The 26075-nt window shown below is 59.9% G+C and carries 23 protein-coding genes and 1 pseudogene; 15 read left to right on the top strand and 9 right to left on the bottom strand.

Going from position 1 to position 26075, the window contains the following annotated elements; genetic code table 11:
- The first annotated feature begins 196 nt into the window (after nucleotides 1-196).
- From GA829_RS23295 to GA829_RS23270, 6 genes are all read left to right on the top strand, one after another.
- On the top strand, nucleotides 197-2653 hold the full coding sequence (locus tag GA829_RS23295; RefSeq protein WP_195174954.1) for a penicillin-binding protein 1A: 2457 nt from the start codon (nucleotides 197-199) through the stop codon (nucleotides 2651-2653).
- Nucleotides 2654-2776: 123 nt separating this feature from the next.
- Nucleotides 2777-3908 (top strand): peptide chain release factor 2 gene (gene prfB, locus GA829_RS23290; protein WP_195174953.1). Its coding sequence is split into 2 segments (ribosomal slippage): nucleotides 2777-2842 and nucleotides 2844-3908, totalling 1131 coding nucleotides; the frame shifts between segments, so codons are not numbered across the junction.
- A gap of 40 nt (nucleotides 3909-3948) precedes the next feature.
- A complete protein-coding gene (locus GA829_RS23285) occupies nucleotides 3949-4371 on the top strand; it encodes a GFA family protein (RefSeq protein WP_195174952.1) in 423 nt (140 codons plus the stop codon).
- Between the two features lie 241 nt (nucleotides 4372-4612).
- The gene (locus tag GA829_RS23280) at nucleotides 4613-4987 is read left to right on the top strand and encodes a hypothetical protein (RefSeq protein ID WP_195174951.1); all 375 of its coding nucleotides are present in this window, start codon (nucleotides 4613-4615) and stop codon (nucleotides 4985-4987) included.
- 154 nt (nucleotides 4988-5141) lie between these two features.
- Complete coding sequence (locus GA829_RS23275) at nucleotides 5142-5510, top strand: GFA family protein (protein WP_195174950.1); 369 nt, start codon at nucleotides 5142-5144, stop codon at nucleotides 5508-5510.
- A 162-nt stretch (nucleotides 5511-5672) separates the two neighbouring features.
- Entirely contained in the window at nucleotides 5673-6323 is a 651-nt protein-coding gene (locus GA829_RS23270) for a YiaD family glycine zipper/OmpA-like lipoprotein (protein WP_195174949.1), read from the top strand.
- A gap of 96 nt (nucleotides 6324-6419) precedes the next feature.
- Here GA829_RS23270 and GA829_RS23265 read toward each other — a convergent pair whose 3' ends face one another.
- Both GA829_RS23265 and GA829_RS23260 read right to left on the bottom strand, forming a co-directional pair.
- Entirely contained in the window at nucleotides 6420-8000 is a 1581-nt protein-coding gene (locus GA829_RS23265) for a DEAD/DEAH box helicase (RefSeq protein WP_195174948.1), read from the bottom strand.
- Between the two features lie 192 nt (nucleotides 8001-8192).
- Nucleotides 8193-8966, bottom strand: a complete 774-nt coding sequence (locus GA829_RS23260) for an NAD kinase (RefSeq protein WP_195174947.1) — start codon at nucleotides 8964-8966, stop codon at nucleotides 8193-8195.
- 610 nt (nucleotides 8967-9576) lie between these two features.
- On the opposite strand from GA829_RS23260, the gene GA829_RS23255 reads away from it, so the two are divergent.
- The gene (locus GA829_RS23255) at nucleotides 9577-10548 is read left to right on the top strand and encodes an NAD-dependent epimerase/dehydratase family protein (protein WP_195174946.1); all 972 of its coding nucleotides are present in this window, start codon (nucleotides 9577-9579) and stop codon (nucleotides 10546-10548) included.
- A 14-nt stretch (nucleotides 10549-10562) separates the two neighbouring features.
- On the opposite strand, the gene glf is transcribed toward GA829_RS23255, so the two are convergent.
- Nucleotides 10563-11735, bottom strand: a complete 1173-nt coding sequence (gene glf, locus GA829_RS23250) for a UDP-galactopyranose mutase (RefSeq protein ID WP_258051860.1) — start codon at nucleotides 11733-11735, stop codon at nucleotides 10563-10565.
- Nucleotides 11736-12003: 268 nt separating this feature from the next.
- On the opposite strand from glf, the gene GA829_RS23245 reads away from it, so the two are divergent.
- From GA829_RS23245 to GA829_RS23225, 6 genes and pseudogenes are all read left to right on the top strand, one after another.
- Nucleotides 12004-12939, top strand: coding sequence for a hypothetical protein (locus GA829_RS23245; RefSeq protein ID WP_195174944.1), 936 nt, complete (start codon nucleotides 12004-12006; stop codon nucleotides 12937-12939).
- 161 nt (nucleotides 12940-13100) lie between these two features.
- Entirely contained in the window at nucleotides 13101-13853 is a 753-nt protein-coding gene (locus GA829_RS23240) for a hypothetical protein (RefSeq protein ID WP_195174943.1), read from the top strand.
- An 81-nt stretch (nucleotides 13854-13934) separates the two neighbouring features.
- A complete protein-coding gene (locus GA829_RS23235) occupies nucleotides 13935-14921 on the top strand; it encodes a glycosyl transferase family 90 (RefSeq protein ID WP_195174942.1) in 987 nt (328 codons plus the stop codon).
- Between the two features lie 224 nt (nucleotides 14922-15145).
- Nucleotides 15146-15346 (top strand): annotated as a pseudogene (locus GA829_RS37605) (hypothetical protein); the annotation flags it as partial.
- A gap of 86 nt (nucleotides 15347-15432) precedes the next feature.
- Entirely contained in the window at nucleotides 15433-15957 is a 525-nt protein-coding gene (locus GA829_RS37600; protein WP_195179712.1) for an IS5 family transposase, read from the top strand.
- Between the two features lie 97 nt (nucleotides 15958-16054).
- On the top strand, nucleotides 16055-16408 hold the full coding sequence (locus GA829_RS23225) for a CatB-related O-acetyltransferase (protein ID WP_308462078.1): 354 nt from the start codon (nucleotides 16055-16057) through the stop codon (nucleotides 16406-16408).
- Nucleotides 16409-16531: 123 nt separating this feature from the next.
- Here GA829_RS23225 and GA829_RS23220 read toward each other — a convergent pair whose 3' ends face one another.
- The 6 genes from GA829_RS23220 to GA829_RS23195 form a co-directional block, all read right to left on the bottom strand.
- Nucleotides 16532-19468, bottom strand: a complete 2937-nt coding sequence (locus GA829_RS23220) for a caspase family protein (RefSeq protein ID WP_195174940.1) — start codon at nucleotides 19466-19468, stop codon at nucleotides 16532-16534.
- A 134-nt stretch (nucleotides 19469-19602) separates the two neighbouring features.
- Nucleotides 19603-20364, bottom strand: a complete 762-nt coding sequence (locus GA829_RS23215) for an MBL fold metallo-hydrolase (protein ID WP_195174939.1) — start codon at nucleotides 20362-20364, stop codon at nucleotides 19603-19605.
- 3 nt (nucleotides 20365-20367) lie between these two features.
- Nucleotides 20368-21432, bottom strand: a complete 1065-nt coding sequence (locus tag GA829_RS23210) for an ABC transporter ATP-binding protein (RefSeq protein WP_195174938.1) — start codon at nucleotides 21430-21432, stop codon at nucleotides 20368-20370.
- Entirely contained in the window at nucleotides 21429-22211 is a 783-nt protein-coding gene (locus GA829_RS23205) for an ABC transporter permease (RefSeq protein ID WP_195174937.1), read from the bottom strand. The genes GA829_RS23210 and GA829_RS23205 overlap by 4 nt, the downstream gene beginning before the upstream one ends.
- A 2-nt stretch (nucleotides 22212-22213) precedes the next feature.
- Nucleotides 22214-23080, bottom strand: coding sequence for an ABC transporter permease (locus GA829_RS23200; protein ID WP_195174936.1), 867 nt, complete (start codon nucleotides 23078-23080; stop codon nucleotides 22214-22216).
- Nucleotides 23081-23093: 13 nt separating this feature from the next.
- A complete protein-coding gene (locus GA829_RS23195) occupies nucleotides 23094-24185 on the bottom strand; it encodes a polyamine ABC transporter substrate-binding protein (RefSeq protein WP_195174935.1) in 1092 nt (363 codons plus the stop codon).
- 91 nt (nucleotides 24186-24276) lie between these two features.
- Between GA829_RS23195 and GA829_RS23190 the strand changes: the two genes are divergently transcribed.
- Nucleotides 24277-24891, top strand: a complete 615-nt coding sequence (locus GA829_RS23190) for a TetR/AcrR family transcriptional regulator (RefSeq protein WP_195174934.1) — start codon at nucleotides 24277-24279, stop codon at nucleotides 24889-24891.
- A gap of 191 nt (nucleotides 24892-25082) precedes the next feature.
- The gene (locus GA829_RS23185) at nucleotides 25083-25649 is read left to right on the top strand and encodes a DUF2569 family protein (RefSeq protein WP_195174933.1); all 567 of its coding nucleotides are present in this window, start codon (nucleotides 25083-25085) and stop codon (nucleotides 25647-25649) included.
- Nucleotides 25650-26075: the final 426 nt, after the last annotated feature.

The raw sequence follows: 26075 nt of genomic DNA, 5'->3' as shown, positions 1-26075 counted from the left end.
GCAACCAGGGGCAGCGTTGCATGACAACAACACTTGCAGCTTTAGTTTCCGGCACCGGGAACCAAAATCCCGGCCTGCCGTATTTTGTCCACATGGTGGCGACATGGGTTTTCGAATACGGATTGGGACCGTCTCGAAAGCTTGCGCGGAAGGCGGCTTCGTTTAGGAAATTCCCGAACCAAGGACTGGAGCGGGTATGATTCGTCTTATTGGCTATTTCTTCGGCATCGGCACGACGCTGGCCCTTTTGGTCGCGGCGGGCGTTGCGATTTACATCAGCCATCTGTCGAAGGATCTGCCCGACTACGAGGTTCTGGCCAAATACGAGCCGCCGGTAACGACCCGCATTCATGCCTCCGACGGTGCTCTGATGGCGGAATATGCGCGCGAGCGGCGCCTCTATCTGCCGATCCAGGCCATTCCGGATCGCGTCAAGGCAGCCTTCCTTTCGGCGGAAGACAAGAATTTCTACAATCATCCTGGCATCGACGTGACCGGTCTTGGCCGCGCCATTCTGGTCAACCTGCAGAACTTTGGTTCGGGCAGGCGCCAGGTCGGCGCTTCAACGATCACCCAGCAGGTAGCGAAGAACTTCCTGTTGTCGGCGGATCAGACCTACGAGCGCAAGATCAAGGAGATGATCCTCGCGTTCCGCATCGAGCAGGCCTATTCGAAGGACCGGATTCTCGAACTGTATCTCAATGAAATCTTCTTTGGGTTCGGCGCCTATGGCGTGGCTGGTGCTGCGCTTACCTATTTCGACAAGTCGGTGAACGAGCTGACGGTCGCCGAGGCGGCTTATCTGGCTTCACTGCCGAAGGGCCCCAACAATTATCATCCCTTCAAGCATGCGGACCGCGCGCTGGAGCGCCGCAACTGGGTCATCGACCAGATGGTCGCCAACGGCTATGTCACGCATGATGAAGGTGAGAAGGCCAAGGCCGAACCGCTTGGCGTGACGCCGCGCCGCACAGGCCCGTATCTCTTCGCCGGCGAATATTTCACCGAGGAAGTGCGCCGCCAGATCATCTCGCGTTATGGCGAGAATGCGCTCTACGAAGGTGGCCTGTCCGTTCGCACCACGCTTGATCCGAAAATTCAGCTCATCGCCCGCAAGTCGATGCAGAACGGGTTGATGAAATACGACACTTTGCGCGGCTACCGCGGACCGGTGACATCGATCGATGTGTCTGGCGACTGGGGCGTGAAGCTTGGCGCCGTAAAAGGGCTCGATGACGTTCCCGAATGGTCGTTGGCCGTCGTGCTCGACAGCTCGGCGACCGGCCTATCGATCGGCCTTCAGCCGACGCGTCAGGTTTCGGGCGACCTCGTCAAGGAACGTATCGAGGGCACTGTCAGCAAGGACGACATGGGTTTTGCCATGCGCCACGTCGTTGACGGCAAGACCGTCAAGGCCAAGTCACCGGCGGATGTGTTGAAACCGGGCGACGTCATTTTCGTGCAAAAGAACGATGGTGCCGATGGCGGCTACAGCTTGCGTCAGGTGCCTGAAGTCGAAGGCGGCATGATAGCGATGGACCCGCACACCGGCCGTGTGCTGGCCATGGTTGGTGGCTTTTCCTACGCGCAGTCGGAATTCAACCGTGCAACGCAAGCCATGCGTCAGCCGGGCTCCTCGTTCAAGCCGATCGTCTATTCGGCGGCGCTCGACAATGGCTATACGCCGGCCTCGGTCATCATGGACGGACCAATCACCATCCAGAGCGGCAACACGACCTGGACGCCGAAGAACTACGACGGCACTGTTGCCGGCCCGGCGACCTTGCGCTCCGGCATCGAAAAGTCACGCAACCTGATGACGGTGCGGCTCGCCAATGACATGGGCATGAAGCTGGTGGTGGAATATGCCGAACGGTTCGGCGTCTACGACCATCTGGCGCCTTATCTGCCGATGGCGCTTGGCTCCGGCGAAACGACCGTGATGCGCATGGTCTCGGCCTATTCGATCATGGCCAATGGCGGCAAGTCGATCAAGCCGTCGCTCATCGACCGCATCCAGGACCGGTACGGCAAGACCGTGTTCAAGCAGGACGAACGTGGCTGCGAAGGCTGCAATGCGCCTGAATGGAAGAATCAGCCGGAACCGGAACTGGTCGACAATTCCGAGCAGGTTCTCGACCCGATGACCGCTTACCAGATCACCTCGATGATGGAAGGCGTGGTCCAGCGCGGCACCGGCGCCACCATCGGCGAACTTGGCCGTCACATCGCAGGCAAGACCGGAACGACCAACGACGAAAAGGATGCCTGGTTCATTGGCTACACGCCCAACCTCGTTGTCGGCCTCTACATGGGTTATGATACGCCGCGCGGACTTGGCCATGGCGCCACGGGTGGCGGTCTCGCCGCGCCGATCTTCAAGGACTTCATGCGGGTGGCGCTGGACGGCACGCCCAACGTCGACTTCCAGGTGCCGGAAGGCATGAACCTGGTCGCCATCAACCGCAAGACCGGCATGCGTGCCGCCTCGGGTGATCCCGGCACCATCATCGAAGCCTTCAAGCCGGGCACCGGTCCCGCTGACAGCTACTGGGTGATCGGCATGGGCGCCGACGGCTCCAATGCCACCGGCGGTGCGCTGTCACCACAGGCCAACCAGGCCATCCAGGACGGCGGCGGCGGCCTCTACTGACGAAATTCGGGGCTGAATGGGCTGGCTTCGGGCTGGCCCATTTCGCTTTACAGGGACGGATGCGATCCCTATGTATCGCGCCGGCCATAGCGTCATTTCAGCAACAGGATCGAACACCAAGCCATGCGCGCGGAAACGCAGAACATTGTCGACGAGATCAGGCAGGCAATTACCCTGCTGAGGAGGCATCTTTGACTGGGATCAGGCCATAAAGCGGCTTGAATACCTGAATGTGCGTGCCGAGGACGCGAGCCTCTGGAACGAACCGCTGGAAGCGCAGAAGCTGATGCGCGAACGCCAGGGTCTCGAAGAGGGGATCGCGGCGGTGAAGGGATTCACCCAGGCGCTGGAAGACAATATCGGCCTGATCGAGCTTGGCGAGGAAGAGAAGGACGAAGCTGTCATCGCCGAGGCGGAGGCGGCGATCCGCTCGATGCAGGGCGAGGCGAAGGCCCGCCAGATCGAGACGCTGCTCTCGGGCGAGGCTGACGCCAACGACACCTATCTCGAAGTCCATGCCGGCGCCGGCGGTACCGAGAGCCAGGACTGGGCCTCGATGCTTTTGCGCATGTACACGCGCTGGGCCGAGCGCCGCCGCTTCAAGGTCGAAGTGCTGGAAGTGCATGACGGCGAAGAGGCCGGCATCAAGTCCGCCACGCTGCTGATCAAGGGCCACAATGCTTATGGCTGGCTGAAGACGGAATCGGGCGTCCATCGCCTGGTGCGCATTTCGCCCTATGACAGCAATGCGCGCCGGCACACATCCTTCTCCAGCATCTGGGTCTATCCTGTCGTTGACGACGCGATCGACATCGACGTCAACGAATCCGATGTTCGCATCGACACTTATCGTTCGTCGGGCTCGGGCGGTCAGCACGTCAACACCACCGATTCGGCCGTTCGCATCACCCACCTTGCGACAGGCATAGCGGTTGCCTGCCAGGCGGAACGCTCGCAGCACAAGAACAAGGCCAAGGCCTGGGAAATGCTGCGCTCGCGCCTTTACGAGGAAGAGTTGAAGAAGCGCGAAGCGGTGGCCAATGCCACGGAGGCATCGAAGAGCGATATTGGTTGGGGCCACCAGATCCGTTCCTACGTTCTGCAGCCCTACCAGCTGGTCAAGGATCTGCGCACCGGCGTCGAAAGCACCAGTCCGTCGAGCGTGCTTGACGGCGACCTCGATGACTTCATGGAGGCGTCGTTGTCGCAGCGTATCGAAGGCGGCGCTGGCGAAGCCGTGGCCGACCTGGACTAGCAGGGGGCAGCGAGAGCCGTCAGGCAATCGGGGTTGGACGATGGTTCGCAAGCTTGCTGGAAAATGCTTCTGCGGTGCCGTTCACTATACCGTTGCCAACGAATTCATTTACGCGGCGAACTGTCATTGCTCGAACTGCAGGCGCACAACCGGTTCGGCCTTCAAGCCAATCGCGGGCATCGAACGCAACAAGCTTGATCTCATCAAGGGCCAGGACAAGCTGCTGATCTTCGGCGAAAGAGACGGCAACGACACCCACTGCAAGATCTGTGGCTCGTTGCTCTACTCGATCGTTCGCGAGGGGGCTTTTGTCCATGTGGCGATGGGAACGCTGGTCGACGAACCGTCCATCCGCCCGACCGCGCACATCTTCGTCGGTTCCAAGGCTGGTTGGTTCACCATCACCGACGATCTGCCGCAACATCAAGCGCATCTCGTGGCTGCCGGATCTGCCGGCGAATAGCCAATGTCACCTTAAAGCGCGCTGATTCTTGGGCGGCACGCATCTAGCCAAGCCCCATTCCAGCAGTTCCCTAGTCTATTGCACCGACTCATAAATCGGCTCACCATTCGCGGGTGGAGGAGCCAAAAGCATTGATGGCCGCGCGCGGCGTATCTGTGAACTGACGATCGGCCACTGGGAAGAACACGTTCCGGGGACGGGCAAGCGAAACGCTTGAAGCTCGTTTGAAAGGAACGTTGTCATGTCTGCTGCCACATCCAGATCGGCCGAAGCCGCTCGACCGGCCGGCCGGCTTCTCTTCTCCCTGTTCGCAACATGTGCGATCGCCGTGCTGGCGACACCGGCCTGCGCGCATGACGCGAAGCCGACCGCCGCGATGCCGCAAGGCTGGACCTACCCGTTCTCGTGCTGCTCGGGCTATGATTGCCGCGAGGTCTCGCAGACCTCCATCAGCGAGCGCCCCGATGGCTATGTCATCAAGGGAACAGGCGAGGTCGTCGCCTACAGCGACAAGCGGATCAAGAATTCACCGGATGGCGAATATCACTGGTGTTCTGTCGCCGGTTCCAATGACGGCAAGACCATTTGCCTGTTCGTGCCGCCGTCATCCTACTGACACCAACCTGCTGTTGAGCCGGGCCTGTTACTGACGCCAAGCCTGCTGCTGACAACTCTCTGTCAGTAGAGCCTCCTGACAGAGAGTTGTCAGCAGCGCTCCTTTATGGTGCCCTTGCCGCGTGGAGCGGCGGGCAATCGTGAGGAGCGTGTTCATGACCATCAAGGCAAGCTGTCACTGCAAGGCGACGACATTCGAGGTTTCGGAGGCGCCGCAAACGGTGACACAATGCACTTGTTCCTTCTGCTCGAAACGCGGTTCGCTATGGGCTTATTACACACCCTCGCAATTCAAGCTCACCAGCCAGTCCGACAATGTTTCGTTCTACCAATGGGGCTCGAAAACCGTCAAACATGGCTTCTGCGCCAGCTGCGGCTGCGGCACCTTCACGGAAACTCCTGACTGGTCGACGGGGACACCGGATTTCGACAATCCCAAGATCAGCGTCAATTCCCGGCTGTTCGACGACTTCGACCTCGACAAGGTTGAAATCGTGGTGATCGACGGCAAGAACCTCTGGTAGCTGCCGCGATGCGACCCTCCGGCAATGCCTGGAATTGGTCGGGAAAAGCCCTCATTCGGGCTTTTGCCGTTCCGCTTTTCGCCGTATTTCATGTTACAAGACGCGGGAAGGGCTGATGTGGCGCGCCGCAGGCGTGACCAAGGTTTGGAGAGGGACGATCCTATGAAAAAGACTGTGCTCGTCGTTATGGCGACGGCTTTGCTCGTGACCGCCTGCACCACCACTGATCCGTATACCGGCGATCAGAAGATTTCCAACACCGCCGCTGGCGCAGGCCTTGGCGCGCTGGCAGGTGCCAGCCTTGGTCTGCTTGCTGGCGGCAACGATCGCCGCAATGCTCTGATCGGTGCCGGCATCGGCGCGCTTGCCGGCGGCGCCATCGGCGCCACGATGGACCAGAACGAGGCCGAATTGCGCAGGCAGCTTGAGGGCACTGGCGTCAGCGTCACCCGTAGTGGCGACCAGATCATCCTCAACATGCCGTCCGACATTACCTTCAACGTCGATCAGGATGCGGTGAAGCCCGGCTTCTACCAGGTGCTGAATTCGGTCGCGCTGGTGCTGAAGAAGTTCAAGCAGACCACGGTTGATGTGTTCGGTCACACCGATTCGACCGGTGGCGAGCAGCACAATTTCGACCTGTCGCAGCGCCGTGCACTGGCGGTTGCCAATTACCTGTCCGGACAGGGCGTCGATTCGCGCCGCTTCGCCGTCACCGGCTTCGGCAAGACACGCCCCGTCGCGTCCAACGGCACCGCGGAAGGCCGCGCCCAGAACCGCCGCGTCGAAATCCAGCTCTCGCCGCTCACCTGAGCGTGACTGTTCTGAACGTGAAAACGGCCCCGCGAGGGGCCGTTTTTCGTTGGGTCTGTGCTGGTAGAGCGGTTGCCGCGAGGCCGGACCTAAAGGTCAGACCTTGGCGACGATCCGCATGAAGGCCGGCATGTCGTCGCCGAAGCCGACGGTTGAATCATTGTCTTCCTGGCGGTGACGAGTAGGGCGGTTGGCTTCGCGCTGGGGCCTTGTGTCACCGCGCTCCGGTGCGCGCTGTTCGTTGCGATCGGATGCCTTGCGCTCGGTGTTTTCGGAGCGGATCGCTTCCTTGCGCGTCCGGCGCTCGCCAATGTCGGCGACTTCGGCCTCAGCCACGACAGGCTGTTCTTTCCGCACCGCCTCGGGCTCGGCGTCGTCACTGTGTCTGGCGTGACGTTCGCGTGGTTTGCGCTCGCCCCTTTCCTTGCCTTCGTCCTTGCGGCCTGCACGGCGCGGCGCACCACGGCCACGGCGAGGGGCTTCGTCCTCACCGCCTTCACTGGCGACGACGGTCGAAAGGTCGCCATCATGCCATTCGATCTTGGTGCCGATCAGCCGTTCGATCGCGTCGATGTATTTGGTGTCCGACTTGGTCGCGATGGTGAAGGACTTGCCGGAGCGTCCGGCACGGCCGGTGCGCCCAATGCGGTGAACGTAGTCCTCGGCATGGATCGGCACATCATAATTGAAGACATGGCTGACATCGGGAATGTCGAGGCCGCGCGCGGCGACGTCGGACGCAACGAGGTAGCGCAGCTTGCCGTCACGGAAATTGGCCAGCATCTGCATGCGGGCGCGCTGGTCCATGTCACCATGCAGCGCACCGGCGTCGAAATCATATTTCAGCAGCGAGCGGAACAGCTCCGACACTTCGATCTTGCGGTTGCAGAAGATGATGGCGTTCTTCAGTTCCGCGTCTTCGGCCTTGATCAGGTTGCGCAGCGTCTCGCGCTTGTCCCAGGGCTTCGAGCCGGACTTCACCAGCCGCTGGGTGATGTTGGTGGCGGCGGATGCGGCTTTCGAGACCTCGACGCGCACCGGCGCGTGCAGGAATTTTTCGGTGAGCTTGGTTATTTCCGGCGGCATGGTCGCCGAGAAGAACAGCGTCTGCCTGGTGAACGGGATCATCTCGCAGATGCGCTCGATGTCGGGAATGAAGCCCATGTCGAGCATGCGGTCGGCTTCGTCGATGACAAGGATCTCGACGCCATTGAGCAGCAACTTGCCGCGTTCACGGTGATCGAGCAGGCGGCCAGGCGTCGCGATCAGCACGTCGGCGCCGCGTTCCAGCTTCTTGTCCTGCTCGTCGAAGGAGACGCCGCCGATCAGCAGTGCGATGTTGAGCTTGTGGTTCTTGCCATACTTGACGAAGTTTTCCTCGACCTGCGCGGCAAGCTCGCGTGTCGGCTCAAGGATCAGCGTGCGTGGCATGCGGGCGCGGGCGCGGCCCTTTTCCAGTCGGGTCAGCATCGGCAGCACAAACGAAGCCGTCTTGCCGGTACCGGTCTGGGCGATGCCCAGCACATCCTTGCCCTGCAAGGCGTGCGGGATGGCACCAGCCTGGATCGGCGTCGGCTCGGTGTAGCCGGCATCGGTGACTGCGGAAAGGACCTTCGGCGACAGGCCGAGGTCTGCGAAGGTCAACGCTTCTTGAGCGGTCGTGGTGTCTGAGGACAAGTGTTGTTGTCTTTGGCTGGTTCGGGGAAGCGCAACGGCATCCGTCGCGGCAAGCGCCACGCGCCTGCAAGATTGGTATTGCGATTAGGCGCAAGCCCGCGATTTGTCAACAGAAACGGGCGTGATTGGTGCGATTGTGAAGTCGTAACCTTAATCGCGATGCTTAATCCGGCAGCTTGTCGTTATGCCGGCTCAATAGCGGAACTGCTCTGCAAGAATGCGCTCGTTCCAGGAATGGTTGGGATCAAACAGCAATGTTGCGGTTGCCGTCGGCGATTCCCGCACGGTCACCGAGGTCACGGCTTTGACTTCCGTGTGGTCGGCAGCAGCGTTTACCGGCCGCTTTTCCGCCTCGAGAATGTCGAAACGCACGGTCGCCTTGTTGGAGAGCAGCGCGCCGCGCCAGCGGCGCGGGCGAAACGGGCTGACCGGGGTGAGCGCGAGCAGGGGCGCGTCGAGCGGCAGGATCGGGCCGTGCGCCGAGAGATTATAGGCGGTCGAACCGGCCGGCGTCGCGATCATCACGCCGTCGCAACTCAGCTCTTCAAGCCGGATCTGGTCATCGACGGTAATGCGGATCTTGGCGGTCTGGTAGGATTGCCGCCACAGCGCCACTTCGTTGATCGCCAGCGCCGATATCTCTTCGCCTTCCGCTGTCACCGTCAGCATTTCCAGTGGCCGGATGGTCTCGGCGACAGCGGCCGCGATCCGCTCTGTGAGGCCGCCGGAGCGATACTCGTTCATCAGGAAGCCGATAGTGCCACGGTTCATTCCGTAGATCTTGCGGCCCGTGCTCATTGTGTCGCGCAGGGTCTGCAGCAGAAAGCCGTCACCACCAAGTGCCACCACGACCTCGGCATCCTCGACGGGGCATTGGCCATACCGTGCCGACAGGCTTTCCAGCGCTGCCTTGGCGTCGGTTGTTTCTGACGAGACGAAGGCGATACGGCTGGCGGCTTTGCTCATGGCTTCCCGGTGACGGCCCAGTGGGCGGCGGCCATTGGGCCGCCGGCAGCGCCGGGGTAGCATGGGCGAGGGGCGTCTGCAAAGAGAGCCACGGTCCCCGACGATTCCAGTATATCGAACCCTGGATATGCCGTTCGCGTTTCATGTCACGACGCAGGTGAATGTGATGGTTAAGGCGGAGCTTAAACTCTCGTAAAGTCGTATCGATCATGTTAGCCGGCAGGGATGGGCGGCGTGGGGCCAAACTAGTCGAGGCCGACATATTGCCGGTAACACGTCTGATCATAGTCTTCATGATGCTGGGAAGCTTCGCGCTTGTCTTCGCCGAACTGGTGCGCCAGTCCGAAGAGATGAGCTTCAGGCTGATGCCCACTGCTTCGCGCTGTGGCGATGCCGCCGGGGCGCCATGCCCGCAAAGGGCATTATAGTTTCTCCAAATTCCGCCAGATCGATGCCACGGTGAGTTGCAGACCGAGTTGCAATTCAGCCAGTCACGGCATAGATCGGCGCGGGGGCGGAAAACAGCGTTTTGGCTTGAGCAATGAAGTTCCCCTGCCTCAGGCAACTGGTTTGTCGCCGGTTGTCCGGAGCAATGCCGAGGGGGCTTTGGATGTCGCGCAGTGTATTGGTTTCCGGCGGTTGCGGCTTCATCGGTTCACATTTGATCGATCGGTTGTTGCTGCGCTCCGATCTGGAGAAACTGGTCGTCGTCGACAATCTGTGGACCGGACTACGGGACAATATCGCGCATGTCACCGATCCTCGGCTCAGCCTGCGGGTACTGGACGTCGAGAGCTTCGCATCGGATCAACGCTTCGACGAAATCATCCATCTGGCCTCACCCGCCTCGCCCGTATGGTACATGCGCGATCCGATCCGCACCATAAAGGCCAATATCGGCGGCGCTCTCAATCTCGTTGCGATGCTGAAACCCGGCGGCCGGTTCTGCTTTGCCTCGACTTCGGAGGTCTACGGCGACCCTGCCGTTTCTCCGCAACCAGAGAGCTACAGGGGCTCAGTGGATTGCACCGGCCCAAGGTCGTCCTATGATGAAAGCAAGCGCTGCACGGAGGCACTGCTGTTCGAACAGCAACGCATGAGCGGCCTTGATATCCGGGTCGTCAGGCTGTTCAACACTTATGGACCGCGAACCCGCATTGATGATGGGCGGGCCATTTCCAATTTTGTCAGCCAGGCGCTTATGACGGGCGTCTTGACCGTCTATGGCGATGGCTCCCAGTCGCGTAGCTGGGGCTATGTTGACGACATCGTCGATGGCCTGGAACGTTTTTTCTGGCTCGACAACATCTCGCATCGCGGCCCGCTGAATATTGGCAACAATCGCGAGGTCTCTGTCCTGCGGATCGCGGAATTCATCTGCTCCCTCGTTCCGGGTAGCCGTATCGAGCACCAGCCGCCATTCCCCCAGGATCCGACAAATCGCTGTCCCGACTTGACTTTGGCGCGGCATGTTCTGCCCGGTTGGGAGGCAAAAACCGGCTATGAGGACGGCATCAAGCGTACCTTCGAATGGTTCCGCCAGCAGATACCTGCTGAAAGCGCCGCCGCTTTAACAGCTTGACCTGTCGCCGCCGCTCAGGCCGGCCGCGAGAGAGAACCAGGCTTTCCCTCGAAATAAGGTTCAAAGACTGTTTCGAAGGCCTTGAGGGCCGCGCCGATCGCCTGGTGCATATCTAGATAACGGTAGGTGCCCAATCTTCCACCGAGATGGAGATTTGCTTCATCGGCGGCACGGGCCAGATAGCGCCGATAAATCTCCTGGTCCTTGCGTGTATCGATCGGATAGTAGGGTTCGTCGGCGCGGCGCGCGAAACGCGAATATTCGCGGCCGATAAGCGTCCTGCCGGACTTGTATGAACGCTCCGGGTTGAAATGGCGAAACTCGGTCACGCGCGTGTAAGGCACGGTTTCATCGGCATAGTTCATGATCGCGGTGCCTTGATAGTCCGGCGTATCCATGACCTCCATCTCGATATCGATGGTTCGCCAGCCGAGTTCACCCTCGCAATAATCGAAATAGCGGTCGATCGGACCCGTGTAGACCACCGGTAAACCTTCTGGCAGCGAGGCCTTGATGTCGAAGAAGTCGACGCCCAGCCTCGTTTCGATGAAGTCGTGCGCGAGCATCTTTTCAAAGATGGCGGTGTAGCCATCCAGCGGTTGACCTTGGAACCGGTCGTTGAAATAGCCCTCATCGAACGTGTAGCGGACAGGCAGGCGCGCGATGATCTGCGTTGGCAATTCGCGCGGATCCGTCTGCCATTGCTTGGCAGTGTATCCCTTTATGAAAGCTTCGTAGAGCGGACGTCCTACGAGAGAGATGGCCTTCTCCTCGAGATTGCTGGGCGAGCGATCGCCAAGTTCCGAGGCCTGTTCGGCAATCAGGCTGCGTGCCTCGTCGGGACTAAGCCGTTTGCCGAAAAACTGGCAGATCGTGGCCAGGTTGATCGGCAGTGGATAGACCTTGTCGCGATAGGTCGAGAAAGCGCGATGGCGGTAGGATGTGAAGCCTGTGAAATTCTGAAGGTAGTTCCAGACCTCTTCGTTCGAGGTATGGAACAGATGCGGCCCATAGCGATGAACCTCGACGCCGGTCACAGGGTCTTGCTCGGTATAGGCATTGCCGCCGATATGCTGGCGCCGATCAATAACCAGCACGCGCTTGCCGAGCTTCGTGGCGATGCGCTCGGCCAGCGTTGCACCGTAGAATCCAGCGCCGACGATCAAAATCTCGGCTGAGCTGAGCAAATTCCTGTCCATTCGGTCCTGTCTACGCAATGGTCAACGCTCGCACGCCATTCACAGCTGCCTATCGCCGTTCGAGCGAAGCGGGAGACATCCCACATAATGTCTGGATTAAACAGAAGTGACGTTCTGGGTATACAATGATTTTTTTCGTGATTTACAACACGTCTCTTCTGGTTACAAAGAAATCAAGTTATCGGATCGCCTTATTATTCACTATCATTGATCACGCGGCAGCGCGGGCTCACTGCCAATGTAGGACTTTCTATCCATGAAATTGATTGTTGTCACCCCGGCTGGCCGGGAGAAATATCTTCGGTTGCTAAGTCATTATATTTTAGAGAGCACTAATATCCATGAATGGCATCTCTGGGATAATTGCCGCAACGAGGCTGATCGCGCTTACCTGCAAAGACTGGCTAAGAAAGACCCGCGCTTTAAGATCAAGAACCTTCCCCATGCCGATGGCGGTTTTAATGTAATTGGCGATTTCTATCGCTTCTGCGACGATCCCGACGCTTTCTACCTGCGCCTCGATGACGATGTGATTTTCGTCGAGGACGGCTTTTTTCCGAAATTCATGGCAAGGGTTATGGCCGAAAGAGGGTCGGCCATCTGGTACGCGCCCCTGATCATCAACAACGCTATCTGCAACTCGTTGATCAAACATCTTTCCAGAGTTGTGATCGATGGCCCACTAACGTGCCAGGCAGGATGCGAATACTCGTGGGCGCACCCCGCTTTTCCGCAAGCGCTTCATCCGGTCTTCATCGAAGCAGTTCAAGCCAACAGAATTGATGATTTTCGTGTTCCGGACCGCGAAATCAGGCTGTCGCGATTTTCTATCAACGCGATCGGGTTCTTCGGATCGGATATTGTAAGTTTGGGGGAGGCTTTCCAACCGCCACCAGGCGAAGAGGAAGAGTGGCTGTCTTCCACACTGCCTGCAAAACTCGATCGCCCCGGCAAGATTTTCGGCGACTTGATCGCAGCGCACTTCAGTTTTTACCCACAGGAGCGTCAGCTCCTGCGGAGCAACATCCTGGAAGGCTATTATAAACTCGCTGGACTGGCTTCTCCAGTTTACGAGAAACCTGCTTTCCGGTTGCGGGAGAAGCTGAAATCCTGGTCGAGAGGCAACAGAGCCGCAGGGCCACGCTACACAATTTCGCTGCCTGTCAACGAAGGCTCCCCGCACCAGATCTGATTGAACTGCGCAAGGAGACCGGCAGGAACAGCGCGAAGCCTATCCATTGGCGCCGGGGACAATCGCTTGCCTATCCATCTATCTGCAGCGATCGCTTCACTAGGTATCAGCGTTTTGCTTGGCCATTGCGCAAGCGCGGCATTATTGAGTTAGGAGAAGAGATGCCTCCAAGCGTCGATTTCGCAACCAACTGCTATGAAAACGACTGGCAGATCGTTCTCGGTAAGGATTATCTGCGCACTGTCATCGACAGGTGTGCTCAAGATTTTTGCATGCGAAGACTAATTATCAACAACGTGAACTCGCGGGGGCCTGTGGAATTAGAGGCCCAGGCCGCAATCGCTCGCGGTGACATCAACGAGTACATATTCGCGGAGGATGTTGCGTCAAAGGTCCTGGAGTTTTTCCAAGTCGACGAAAGATCATTTGGACGGGGATATTTATACTCGATCAGCGAACTTGTCGCTATCCACGCCAGCAGCGCTGACTATCTGCTTTACTACAAGAGCGATTCTTACCCGCAGCGCCGCTCACACTGGGTCGATGCGGCTATCCGTCTCATGGAAGGCAGAAATGATTTTGTTGTTGCGAACCTTTGCTGGAACAGCCGGTTTCGGGAGGCAAGGTCAGAAAGCTTCGGCCAGGAGCGTGAGTTCTTCGTCGGCTATGGTTTCTCAGATCAGTGCTTCTTGGCGAAGATGTCGATTTTTCGTGGGCCTATCTACAATGAGCACAACCCCGCGTCGGAACGATACCCCGCGTACGCAGATGAGCCGTTTGAGAAGCGCGTCGATGCCTACATGCGCAATCATGGCGCCAAACGGCTTACGCATAGCAGCGAGAGCTACACCCACAAGAATGTCCCGAAAGATGGCCTGAAGAGAATTTGGCGACGATTGCGCCCGCTTGCTTGAATATTCGTGCAGCCAGATCTTGCCGGATCGCCTTGGGCTTAGCTCAAATATTCGTATAACCTAGCGATGAGTATCTTTGTGATGTCAGAACGCAACTTGATGATCAAAGGTTCGCCTATCCCCGTCAGGATTTTCGAGCAGGGGAAGCGTCTATTTGGAGGTCTAAATTCAGGTGAAATGTACTGCCGGTTCAACAATGGAGAGCTGAGGGCTGATTTTCGAGGCGCCTGGCTTCAAAGGCACGTTCAGGTCTTGAGCCTGGTTGCAGAAGCTCTGGGGTTGCTGGGCTCTCCCACCATACCGCCATTCTATGTCAACTTGAGTGACAGGCCCTTTGAGACCAGATACCGGCACTTCAGGACGCGCTTTAGCCTGTGTTCGGCAAACGGGTTTGCCGAAGTTGCAGCTCCGGATTTCGTGTTCAGCGGTTGGCCGGAGGCAAAATTCGACAACTACGATAGAAAGACCGCTGCCATGGCAGCGGCCTCGGAAAACCAAGCCGGCGACGATCGCGCATTTTGGGCGGGGCGCTGTATCAACGATGCGCGAAAGACAACGGTCCAGATGGCGTCAATCTGGCCCGATTTGCTGGAAGCCTATGACACCCAGCCTGGCTTTGACGAGGCAACGGCCCAATATTCCGGCGCATTCAAAACCATGGAGGAGCAGGTCTCCGCTTACAGATACATGATTGATGTGGAGGGTTTGGGCTATAGTGGTCGCTTTAAGTTGCTGCTTCACACCAAACGAGCTGTGCTATTGCAGGAGCGCCCCTGGCATGAGTGGTTTTTCGCCGACATTGAACCGTTTCGTCACTATGTCCCGGTGGCGCGCGATATGTCGGATTTGCCCGAACGTATCGAATGGCTACGTGCCAACCCTAAGATGGAGTCCGAAATAGCTGGGGAAGCGCAACAGTTCGCGCGAACCCGCCTCACGCGCTCGGCGGCCGTGGCCGCCTGGGCAGAATTGCTCGAAGACCACATCGCGGCAGGTGGCAATCTCAAGTCTGGTTTGCAGAAGCGCCAGCGCGCTAAGAAGCCTCGCCGCACCGAGCCAACAGGGTGATATGTTCAGTCAGGAGTGGGGCGATGGGTTTTGCAAGGAAGTTGAGACAAAAACTTGGGCTGGTACCAAGATCTAAATTTCCAGACCGTTTCCGTGGGTCGATGGACTTTTGGTGTCGAACCGAAACTCATCTATAACTGTGATAAGACGTCGCCGCTAGGCCGTGTGGACGAATTGACTCAGGTATAGGTTTTGGGGTTCCGCTGACGAATCCAGTCTGATTCATGGATTGTCGACTGATTTGGAGGTCGGCGATGTCCACGAGGATGACGGAAACGGATTGGGCGAACACGCTGGAGGTTTTCCGGGCCTGCCTGCCACGGCGAGGCCGCAAGGCTGCGGACGACCGGCTGTTTCTGGAAGCCATGCACTTCTTCACGGTGGAGAATGTGCGCTGGCGTGCGCTGCCGGAACGCTTCGGCCACTGGAACTCAGTGTGGAAGCGCTTTGACCGGCTGAGCAAGGCCGGCGTGTTCGAAGCCTTCTTCGACACGTTGGCCGAGATGAGCGCATCGGCCCATCTGATCCAAATGTTCGACTCCACCATTGTCCGCGCCCATGTCTCGGCAGCGGGCGCAAAGGGGGGCAGCAAGGCCAGGCGCTCGGCCGCTCGCGCGGCGGGTTCACAACGAAAATCCACGCCAAGGCGGACAATTCTGGCGACATCATCGCGTTCGATCTGACCGGTGGCCAGGTTGCCGACACAACCCGCTTCGAGACCCTGCTCGACATAGGGCCGGACATCACCCCACGCGCCGCGCTGGGCGACAAAGGCTATTCCAGCAAGGCCAATCGCGCCGCCGCGCGGACACGCGGCATCGCCCCGGTGATCCCTCACAAGGCCAACGAGAAAAACAGGCCAGCCTTCTTCGCCAAGACGCTCTACAAGGCGCGCGCCCGCATCGAACAAGGCTTCGGGCGGCTCAAGCGCTTCAAACGCGTTGCCCTGCGATGCGAAAAGACCGCACGAAACTTCCGCTCAATCGTAAGCTTCGCCGCAGGCCTATGCTTGATCAAATTCGTCCACACGGCCTAACAATTGGTGCGTTCTGTTCTATAGCGAGCGAGGTTCTCTTCCTCGGTCGCTCCATCATCCTATGCAATTTGCCTCGACGTATCCCATCCAGGTCATCATGGCCAATGAGCAGGCTGGGGGTTCAGATTTGTCATCAAAGGGCCCAATTCGGATCGGCAATGACGTATGGATAGGTCGACGGGCCATCATTCTCTCCGGTGTAACGATCGGCGATGGAGCGGTCATCGGGGCTGGCGCGGTGGTCTCAAAGGACGTTCCACCCTATGCGGTTGTAGTCGGAAATCCTGCCGCCCTGGTTCGATATCGCTTTAATTCTGGACAGATCGCCAGCCTTCTGGAGATTCGATGGTGGGATTGGGAAGATGACTTAATCAAAACTGATCCGAGTTTCTTTCTGCCAATCGATGAATTCATCGCAAAGCACCATCGTGGCTCCGCTAGCTCGCGTTGATCTGGATGGTTCCACGGCAGACGATCAAGATGTCGTGATAAAATATCCGACTATTAAAGCGCGCAGCGCTCGATCTGGTCAATCAGCGTTGCGCGATCAGGCCGCCGTATCGCGCAACGGCGCTCATTGCGTCACCACCTGAAGGTTGGCGTTGCCGTAGAATGTGTAGGCGAGATAGGTCGGGTCGCCGGTTTCGTAGAAGCGCTTGCGCACCTGCTGCAGAACCCCGGCGAGATAGACAGGGCCGTCCTTGAGCTGATCTGCGATGTCGCCGTAGAAACTGCCGGAGAAGGCGGCCGCCGCGCGGTCGGTCAGCGGCCACATGCCCCCGATAAAGCCGGATGCCCCACCCGCCAGCACGGCAGGCCCCCAACCTTGCACAAAGCCGCCAAGCATCTGTGAGCGCCCAGTGTCGCAGGCGTTGAAGAAGTAGAACGGATTGCCCTTGCCGTGCGCGGCGGCGACCAGGGCACTCCATGTGTCGGGATCGAGCGACTGGTCGACAAGATCGATGGCAAAGACCGGCCGGCCGCTGCTCGGCTGATTGACCTCGCCGTGGCCGGAAAAATGGATGAAGCCGGTCGAAACTTCGCCAACCAGTTTTTCAAAGGATACAAAATCGCCGTCGAAGCGGCGGTAACCGGCAAGCTTGCTCAGCGCATCGATCTCGACTTGCTGGAACGGCAATGACTGTTTGTCGACATAGGAGGGCGCTACGGCGGCAACCCCGGTGAAGGCCATGCGGTCGAGCGGGTTGTCGATCTGCGAGGAGGCGCTGCGCGGCGCCCAGCGTGCCAACCGGTAGCTCATACCAAGGAAACCATCGTTGGTGGAGCCGTCTTCGCTGCGCGGGCGGATCAGTTCCCAGGGCAAGGTCGGACTGTTCGAGGTGACCTGGATGGAGTGTAACTCGCCCTTGTCGCGTAACGTCCAGAACACGTCCTTGAAGGTTTTGGGCACATAGTCCTTGTAGAGCGCGTCGCCAAACCCTTCGGCTGCGAGCGTGACAAAGCGCTTTTGCGCTTCCGGGTCGCTGTTTGCGGCGGGTTGCCGCAGCGAAGCCGCGCCGCGCAGGCTCAGCCCAAGCTGCAGCAGCCGGCGATATTCGGACTCCAGCCATGCCGCCATCTCTGGCGGCGTCGAGAATGTATCGGTCACCGGCCCGGCCAGATGCGGCGAGTGGATGATGATCTGTCCGGCGCCGAGGCCGCTCGGGTCGTCGTAGAGGATTGTCACGTCGAGGTCGGGGACATCATCGCTGCTGGCACCTCCAAGGCTGACATTGCCTGTCACCGCAGGCGGCGGTGGCGCGGAAGCCAGCATCAGCATGGCAGGTGCTACAGTGCGTGCGGCTGTAGCACTCGGTGCGGCCTCGACAGGCGGCGTTCGGAGAATGGTGACTGGCCGCGACGCCGATCCCAGGAATTTTCCCGCGCTGTAGATGCGGGCGATGAACTGCGCCGGCTTGCTGTCTTTGGTGATTGGCCTGACCTCGAGGTCGAAGCGGACGAAATCGCTGTCACCCTGACGATAAAGTATCGTTTGCCGGCTCCATTTGCCGCCGTCAGCGAGATCGAAGCCGGAAGCGAACAGATCGATGTCGACGGGCCACTGCTCGGTTCCTGCCGGCAACGCCATGGCCAGCGCACCATCCGCCGTCACCGATGAGCCGGGAGCGGCTTTCACTTTCACTTCCGGTGTCAGCTGCTCCTCGGTCAATGCGATGGAAACGGTCACGGTTTCGCCGGCGACAACCTCGTCCGGGGCATCGATGGTAGGATGCCGCACCACTTCGACTTGCGCCGTGCCACCGGGTGATGTGGTGTCCGGAGGCGGAGCGGGCAACGGAGGCACCGGTTGGGTTGGCAACTCAGCCTGATCGACGGGCGGAACAGGAGGTTCGACAGTCGCCGGTTCATCAGGCAGCGGAGGAGGTTCCGCGCTTGCGGCTTCGCCTTCCTTCACATAGCCGCTGGCCAGACTGTTCTGCGCCGCGGCGCTGGCCTTGGCAGCGTCTTCGACATATTTCTTCTGCTCCTCATACTGGCGGCGGACCTGCTCTTCATACTGCTGGCGCTGCTGTTCGGCCTCTTTCGACTGCTCGTAGGCGGCAGCATCATCTGCGCTCGTTCCCATCTTCGCTTCGTAGTCGCTGCCGCCGGATTGCGGCGCAACGTCCATCGGATAGGGCTCCGCGACACCATCCGAGCCGCTTGCCATCGGCGGCGACGGTTCGAAGGGAAGGGCAGGTTGTTCCGGCGCGGCCGCCTGTGGCGGCAGCTCCACCGGCGCGGGCGGTGCTGGTTCGGCGGTGGCTTCGTTCGCCGGCGTTGGCACAAAATTGCTGTCCGCCAACAGGCCATAGGCTACCCATGGCGACTGGGTGCCAAGCGTTTGCTCGGTGACCGTCTGGGTAACCGAGGCGAGCATGGTGCCGATGGTCATGCCACGCCTGGTCAGCGCGGCGGTGACTGTATCGGCAAACACCGTGACCGGTCCGTCTCCATTCAGCGCGACGTGCCCAGGCTGGGCGGCAAAGGCGGCGATGGTGCTGGACAGCGGGCCGACCGCCCCCAGGCCTTGCGCCACGCCGGGCGTCGGATTGTGCCCATCGCCTGGATTGTCGAGCAGCACCAGCTTCAATGTCGGTGTTGCCTCAACCGCCTGCATGAACAGATCAAGCGGCAAAGCCGTCTCGTCGATCGCCTCCTTGGAGTCGGTCCGCGTCCCGCGCGTCAGCAGATAGCTCCGGTTGTTGGCCTGAGCCGTATGGCCGACATAGTAGAAGACGCCGACGGTATCGGCTGCCCCGAGCGACTTGGCGAAGTCGAACATCGCGTGCGCCACGTCGGAACGGTTGCCGTCCGACACTTGCCGGACGGTAAAGCCAAGTGAGCGCAAGGTTGTTGCAACAAGCTCAGCGCTCAAGTCCGCGTTGGCGATGGCAGGCGCATTGTCATAGGCTGGATTGGCAACAACCAGAGCGATCCGCTCTTCGCTGCGTGCAGCAGAGAAAAGCGTCATTGCCAGCAGCAGCCCGATTGCCAGAACGAGGCGCATGAACCTGACCCAAGCCTGCAAACCCAGGCGTTCAGACCAAGGCTTGCCCCAATTCATCAATGGCCGCGTCTATGACCATATCATGACGCCTGACGTAGCGACAGGACGCGCAAACCCTGATTGCTAGGGTTGGGCTATCGGGTTTGCTGCAGGTGGCAGCCTGCCTGCCGCTTCTGCGCGAGATACTCGTCGATGAGCTGGCGATAGCGCACCTTGCCGAAACTCGGGAAATGGCCGCCATGCACAACCGAGACATCGAGATCGCGCATGCGCAGCAGGGTTTCGACATAGGCGTCGACGACAGAGTGGTAGGCATCGTCGATCAGATGGCCATCATAGATGATGTCACCGGACAGCAGGATACCGGTCCTCTTTTCATAGAGTGCGATGCCGCCGGGCGAATGACCGGGTGTGTGGATGACCTCGAAGACGCGGTCGCCGAGATCTACGACATCGCCTGCCTCGAGCAGGTGATCGGTCGGCGCCGGCGGGATTTTGTAGCGAGCGGAGTTCCAGCCTTGCGGCATGCCGTCGAACATCTCGTCCGTCGCGTAGCGGTCCGCGAGCGTCCAGTCATTGCGCGGGTCGGCCAGGATCGTTGCCTCGGCCGAATGCACGCAGCGGTCGGGGAATTCGTGGTGGCAGCCGATGTGATCGAAATGCGTATGGCTGGCGACGCAGGTAAGCTTGCGCTCGGTCACCAGAGGTACGTGGCGGCGTAGGCTGAAATGGCCAAGCCCGGTATCGAACAGCAGGTCGCGGTCGCGGCCGCGCACATGCCACATGTTGCAGCGAAAGAATGGCTTGATCCACGGCTCATGGATCAGCGTGACGCCGTCGCTCATACCAGTGGTCTCGTACCAGTCGGGAGCATCGATGATCGGGAGCGTGCCCATGGTTCAGTCCGTCAAAAGGATGATGTCGTCGGTATTGCATGAAACCGCGATCGTGTCGCCCGGCTGGATGGCCATCGCGGCAGGAACCTTGGCAATGAAGTTCAGGGCGTGATCCTGCAGGGACGTTGCCAGCACACGCTTGAAGCTGCCTTGAAAAACGACGTCGCTGACCTTGGCCGCACCCAACGCTGCATTGCCCGTACCCGCGCCAAGGACAAGATGCTCCGGACGAATGGCGAGGGCGACAGCGGCGCCGTCCGCCAATTGTCCGGACAGCGAAACGGGGCCGGCCTGCGTCGCGACGGTGATCGTCCCGGTGCAGGTCCCGGTCACCGTCCCCGCTAGGATGGTGCTCTCACCCATGAAGGTGGCGGAAAATCGCGTCGCCGGGCGCGCATAGACGCGCTCGGGCGGGCCTTCATCCTCGATGCGGCCGTCATTCATCACCACGCAATGGTCGGCCAGCGCCATCGCTTCTTCCTGGTCATGGGTGACATGGATGAAGGCGGTGCCGACGCGCTTCTGGATAGCCTTCAACTCGTCCTGCATCTGCCGTCGCAGCTTGAGATCGAGCGCGCCGAGCGGCTCGTCGAGCAGCAGAACGGCCGGCTCGACAACAAGCGCCCGCGCCAGCGCCACGCGCTGCCGCTGGCCACCGGAAAGCTGGTGAGGTTTCTTGTCGAAGGCGCTTGCCAGGCCAACCAGCGTGAGTGCCTCGCGCGCCCGGGCTGCTCGCGTCGCTGTGTCCACGCCCCGCATGCGAAGGCCAAAGCCAACATTGTTGCCGACGCTCATATGTGGAAACAGCGCGTAGTCCTGGAACACGGTCGTCGTCGGACGCTTCGCTGGCGCGACCGTCGTGCAATCCTCGCCGCGAATGAGCACCTTGCCTTCGCTTGGTGTGACAAAGCCGCCGAGAATGGAAAGCAGCGTCGTCTTGCCCGAGCCTGAGGGCCCGAGCAGGATCGTGTAGCTACCGGGCTCGATCGCCAGTGAAACATCTTTCAGCACGGACAGCTGGCCGAAGCGATGCGAGATGTTGCGGATATCGACCAGGGGCGCGCTCATGCCGGCTTCTTTCGCAACAGGGTCAGTTCGAACAGCACCACCAGCACGATGGAGACAGCAAAGACCAGAGAGCCGACGGCGTTGGTCTTGGGGTTGAGACCGGAGCGCAGGAGGTTCCAGATCTCCACTGGCAGTGTCGTATCGAAGCGGGTCAAAAGGAACGAGATGACGAATTCGTCCCAGGAGAAGGTCATCGACAGGAAGAAGCCGGCGAAAATGGCTGGCGCCATGACAGGCACGCTGATCAGCAGCAGCACCTTCCACTCCGGCGCGCCGAGGTCGCGCGCGGCGCGTTCGATGTTGATCTGATGGTCACCCATCTGGCTGTAGATAATTGCAAAGCAGAGCGGCAGGTTGATCACGACATGGCCGATGCCTGCCGAGATTAGTGACTTCGGTATACCGGCCCAGTTGAACAGCACCAGCAACCCCATGCCGATGATGAGATAGCTGACTGTCAGCGGCAGCGTGATCAGCCCGCGCAGCAAGGCCGAGCCGGGCAGATGGAAGCGCGCGAAACCCCAGGCGGAAAGGAAGCCGAGCGTGACAGCGGCGGCTGAGGAGAGGGCGGCAACCAGCAGCGAATTGACCAGCGCCGACGTCAGCCGCGTGTCGGACAGCACGGCCTCGTACCAGCGCAGCGACGGGCCGGTGAAGGGCGGGATCGGAAACGATGTCGCTTGCAGCGAAAACAGCACCAGCACCACCACCGGCAGGAAGATAAAGCCGTAGATGGCAAGGGCGTAGACGCTCGAGGCGATGCGGAGGAAGGTGCGCATGGTCAGGCCCGCTCGATCTTCAGCCAGCGGGCGCAGGCGAGATAGGCAACCGTGACGACGGCCATCAGAATGATCGACAGCGCCGAAGCCAGCGGAAAATCGCCGCGCCGCCCAATCTGCATCATCACCAACTGCGGCATCAGAAGCTCATTGTTGCCGCCAAGAATCTGCGGCGTGATGTAGTCGCCGATGCAGAGCACGAAGGTCAGGAAGGCGCCGACCATGATACCGGGCAAGGTCAGCGGCAGGACAACGTGCAGGAAGGTGCGCACCGGCCCGGCGCCGAGATCGGCGGCGGCCTTTCGGTAGCTGGGGCTGAGCTGCTTCAGATTGGCAAAGATCGTCAGCGTCAAAAGCATGACGAAGAAATGCACGAAGCCGATGACGGTGGCGAGCCGCGTGTTGGCCAGTTGGACCGGCTCATTGAACAGGCCGGAGCCGGTCAGCGCCCGGTTGACGACACCGTTCTGCGCCAGCACCAGCAGCCACGAATAGGAGCGCACGACATAGGAGGTCCAGAACGGCAGCACGGCCAACATCAGCGCCAGCCGCTGCCAGCGTTCCGGCACCTGTTCGGCCAGGATCCAGGCGAAGGGGTAGGCGAGCAGCACCGAGATCACTGTGACGATCGCCGTGACCTGCAGCGAGTTGACCATTGCCTGCCAGTAGGAAGGGTTGGTGAAGAACTCGCTGTAGTTGGACAGCGTGAACGCCCCGCCATCATGCGCCGTCAGGCTTGATAGCCCCATGGCGATGAAAGGCAGCACGAAGAACAGCAGCGTCCAGCCGAGCGCCGGCGTGACCAGCGCCCAGGGCAGGGCACGGTCCGCCCGGGGCAGGGCTTGCCCGTTGTTTTCAGTGATGCTCATGAGCGGCGATCGCTCACTTCGCCTGCAGCATTTCGGTCCACATGTCCTGCATCTTCTTGTCGAGATCGGCATTCGGCGCCGGATAGGCCTGGGCGCGTGCGAGGAATTGCGGCTGCTCGTCGAAGCGCAGAACCTTCTTCTGGTCGTCGGTGAGCGCTGCCTTGGTATTGGACGGCATGCCCCAGTAGCAGGACGAGGTGGCGAGGCGCGCCTGACCTTCCGGGCTCATGATGTACTGGATGAATTTCAGCGCCATGTCCTTGTTTTTGGAATCCTTGAACATGGCCAGCGATTGTGACCACAGCACCGCGCCCTCTTTCGGAATGGAGAAGTCCAGCGCCGGGTTTTCCTTGGCCAGACCCGCCGTTACCCATTCGCCGCCGCCAACGAGGATGTCGACCTCGCCGGTCGCCAGAGCCGTCTGGCTGGCAGTGACTTCGCCGACCAGCTTGGCATTGGCCTTCATCTTCAAAAGCTCGGCCTTGATGGCGGGGAGGTCGGCTTCGGTCAGATCCGCCGTCCTCTTGCCGATGGCGAGCGCCGCCATGCCGATCACAGGCAGGTAATAGTCGTAGATGGCGACCTTGCCCTTGTATTTGTCGCTTGTAAGCGAGGCCAGCGACTGCATGTCAGCCGGGTCGACCTTGGTCTTGTTGAAGCCGATCGTGTTGTAGCCGAACTTTTCGGTGATGCCGTAGCGCTTGCCGCCAACGATGGTGGAACCGTCCATCTTCACCTGCGCGAACAGGTCGGCGAAGGGCAATTTGTCTTCCGGCAATGGCTCGAACAGGCCCTTTTCGACGCCGCGCGGCACGTCGATGCTGTCGATCACCATCACGTCCCAGTCGCCCGGTTGCGATTGTTCGACGATCGCGAGGCCCGCGCCGGTGCCTTCGAATTCCTTAACGTTGACCTTCACGTTGTTGGCCGTTTCGAACGGCTGCAGCAGCGCCGGATCGGCATGGTCGCACCAGATCAGCGCGTTGAGATCGGCTGCCTGGGCAAGGCTGCCTGTCGCCAACAGGAGTGCCGTCGCGGCGCATGCAGCGCGCAACCGTGTCTTGAGTGAGGAAAGCGCATTGGTGGATGCAGGATTAACGGTCATCGAGTGTTCTCCCTTGCCTTTGTGGCTTCTCGTAAAAAATTGAACCAATTCTAAAATTGAGTCAATTCGATTTTTATGGCAAGAGGCTGTTATGAGTGGATTGCGGGCAAGGCAAAAAGCGGATCGGCACCGGCGCATCATCGAGGCGGCGGCAACGCTTTTCCGCGAGTCCGGCTATGAGGGCGCCAAGATAGAGGCGATCGCCGCCCAGGCCGAAGTGTCCATCGGCACAATCTACAATTACTACCAGAACAAGGGCGACATCCTCGGCGCCATCGTCTCGCTCGAGGTCAACGAGGTGATGAATGCCGGGCGCGGCGTCGTCGCCAACCCGCCGGCCAATGTCGGCGACGCACTGGACACGCTGCTCGGCATCTATATCGAGCATTCGCTGCATTATCTCAGCAAAGAGATGTGGCGGCAGGCGATGGCAATCTCGACGCAACTGCCCGACAGCCCGTTCGGCCAGGCCTACACCGGGCTCGACCAGTCACTGACCGAGCAGATTCGAGCTCTGATCGCCCGGCTGCAGGAATTGGGTCTGGTGCGCAAGGATATCGACGGGCAGGCGCTGGGCGAACTGGTCTTCAACAACATGAACATGATGTTCATCGAGTTCGTGAAGCGCGACGCGGCCAGGATTCCCGAATTGCGGGCGGCGATACGCCGGCAGAACCGGATACTTGTCGCCGCGATCATGGCCTGAGGGGATGTGTCGGGAAGCCGATGCCTTCAGCCTAACCGACCCCAGTCCCGGTAACTCCCGCGCTTCCCCTTGGGGATGTCAGGAGCGGGCAGGAGGGCCGCGTCAAACACCGGTTTGCCGTACGTCTGCTCTTGCGCGAGCACTGAAATTGAATACAACTATAGGGTGTATTTCTTGGGGGGAGGGGTAAAATGCAATCTTCTATCTGGCACTGGGCGATCCTTCTGCTGCTGTTCGGCGTGCCTGTTTTCTTTGCCGTTCGTTCGGCGGCCAAGCCGTCGACGGACTCGGCTCTCGTCGGATTCGGAGGCTGGTTGCTGCTGCTTGCGATTTTTCTGGGGCTGTCATTGCTGCGGGGTGCCGCCGAATTGGCTTCGTCGGGCGAGGCATACAGCCAACTCATCACGCTTCCGAATGGCCCCTTGGCTACCTACGGTGAAATCGCATTGTCGCTGGCCTTGATGGCCCTGCAAGCGTTTGTGTTCGTTTCAATGCTGAGGCGAAGCCATCGGTTCAAACGGCTGTTCCTGTACCAGTGGCTTGCAATGCCCGTGGTGTTTGTGGCGGACACGGTATGGATTTCAGCTGTTCTTGGCTTCCCAGTGGGGCAGGTGCTGTCCACGGAGTCACTGGCGACAGCCATTATCGCGTTCGCACTGACCGGTCTTTGGGTAGCTTACGTCTACAAGTCGGTCAGGGTCAGCAACACATTCACCCGCGCCGATGCATCTGGCTATGCCGAGGGCGCGACAAGCTGACAAGATGCTTGGCTGTCGGCGTGCCCTGAAGACGCAAGGGTGTTGACGGTCTTGGGTCCTCGAGTGGAAGAGACGCTCCCGGCGCGGATCGCACTGCGCTGGTGTGTATCTGGCGGAAACGGTAGCGAATGTCTGCGGCCTTCCGCGAGGCTACTGCGCCGCGCTTTGACTTGCCGTCTCCGTTTGTCAGGCGATTTCGTAGCTCACCGATTCGAACTCCGCAGCCTCAGGTGACTGCTGCTTATCGCCGGGATCGATCGCAAGGCCGCTTACATTTGTTGAGCTTTGGCAAGCGTCATCACCGGTCGCGCATCGTCAAAAAAATATTGACTGTATGGTTAGTAATAGTTACCCCTTAGGCCGTGGATCGGGTTGGACAGCTGGCTTTCGCCGGCGAATGCCACACAGAAGCACGAGGGGAATATC

Origin of the sequence: Mesorhizobium sp. INR15, assembly GCF_015500075.1 — a bacterium.
In the GTDB taxonomy this organism is placed as follows: Bacteria; Pseudomonadota; Alphaproteobacteria; order Rhizobiales; family Rhizobiaceae; genus Mesorhizobium.
Note: the sequence above shows the minus strand (reverse complement) of the source record. Positions and strands in the feature narration are given on the sequence as shown.

What these genes read in the sequence shown, in the direction of transcription:
- GA829_RS23200 (WP_195174936.1), bottom strand. Translation starts at nt 23,080, where the DNA reads ATGAGCATCACTGAAAACAACGGGCAAGCCCTGCCCCGGGCGGACCGT.
- GA829_RS23255 (WP_195174946.1), top strand. Translation starts at nt 9,577, where the DNA reads ATGTCGCGCAGTGTATTGGTTTCCGGCGGTTGCGGCTTCATCGGTTCA.
- GA829_RS23195 (WP_195174935.1), bottom strand. Translation starts at nt 24,185, where the DNA reads ATGACCGTTAATCCTGCATCCACCAATGCGCTTTCCTCACTCAAGACA.
- GA829_RS23270 (WP_195174949.1), top strand. Translation starts at nt 5,673, where the DNA reads ATGAAAAAGACTGTGCTCGTCGTTATGGCGACGGCTTTGCTCGTGACC.
- GA829_RS23240 (WP_195174943.1), top strand. Translation starts at nt 13,101, where the DNA reads ATGCCTCCAAGCGTCGATTTCGCAACCAACTGCTATGAAAACGACTGG.
- GA829_RS23260 (WP_195174947.1), bottom strand. Translation starts at nt 8,966, where the DNA reads ATGAGCAAAGCCGCCAGCCGTATCGCCTTCGTCTCGTCAGAAACAACC.
- GA829_RS23210 (WP_195174938.1), bottom strand. Translation starts at nt 21,432, where the DNA reads ATGAGCGCGCCCCTGGTCGATATCCGCAACATCTCGCATCGCTTCGGC.
- GA829_RS23215 (WP_195174939.1), bottom strand. Translation starts at nt 20,364, where the DNA reads ATGGGCACGCTCCCGATCATCGATGCTCCCGACTGGTACGAGACCACT.
- GA829_RS23280 (WP_195174951.1), top strand. Translation starts at nt 4,613, where the DNA reads ATGTCTGCTGCCACATCCAGATCGGCCGAAGCCGCTCGACCGGCCGGC.
- GA829_RS23205 (WP_195174937.1), bottom strand. Translation starts at nt 22,211, where the DNA reads ATGCGCACCTTCCTCCGCATCGCCTCGAGCGTCTACGCCCTTGCCATC.
- GA829_RS23225 (WP_308462078.1), top strand. Translation starts at nt 16,055, where the DNA reads ATGGCCAATGAGCAGGCTGGGGGTTCAGATTTGTCATCAAAGGGCCCA.
- GA829_RS23220 (WP_195174940.1), bottom strand. Translation starts at nt 19,468, where the DNA reads ATGCGCCTCGTTCTGGCAATCGGGCTGCTGCTGGCAATGACGCTTTTC.
- GA829_RS23295 (WP_195174954.1), top strand. Translation starts at nt 197, where the DNA reads ATGATTCGTCTTATTGGCTATTTCTTCGGCATCGGCACGACGCTGGCC.
- GA829_RS23245 (WP_195174944.1), top strand. Translation starts at nt 12,004, where the DNA reads ATGAAATTGATTGTTGTCACCCCGGCTGGCCGGGAGAAATATCTTCGG.
- GA829_RS23190 (WP_195174934.1), top strand. Translation starts at nt 24,277, where the DNA reads ATGAGTGGATTGCGGGCAAGGCAAAAAGCGGATCGGCACCGGCGCATC.
- GA829_RS23235 (WP_195174942.1), top strand. Translation starts at nt 13,935, where the DNA reads ATGTCAGAACGCAACTTGATGATCAAAGGTTCGCCTATCCCCGTCAGG.
- GA829_RS23275 (WP_195174950.1), top strand. Translation starts at nt 5,142, where the DNA reads ATGACCATCAAGGCAAGCTGTCACTGCAAGGCGACGACATTCGAGGTT.
- GA829_RS23185 (WP_195174933.1), top strand. Translation starts at nt 25,083, where the DNA reads ATGCAATCTTCTATCTGGCACTGGGCGATCCTTCTGCTGCTGTTCGGC.
- GA829_RS23285 (WP_195174952.1), top strand. Translation starts at nt 3,949, where the DNA reads ATGGTTCGCAAGCTTGCTGGAAAATGCTTCTGCGGTGCCGTTCACTAT.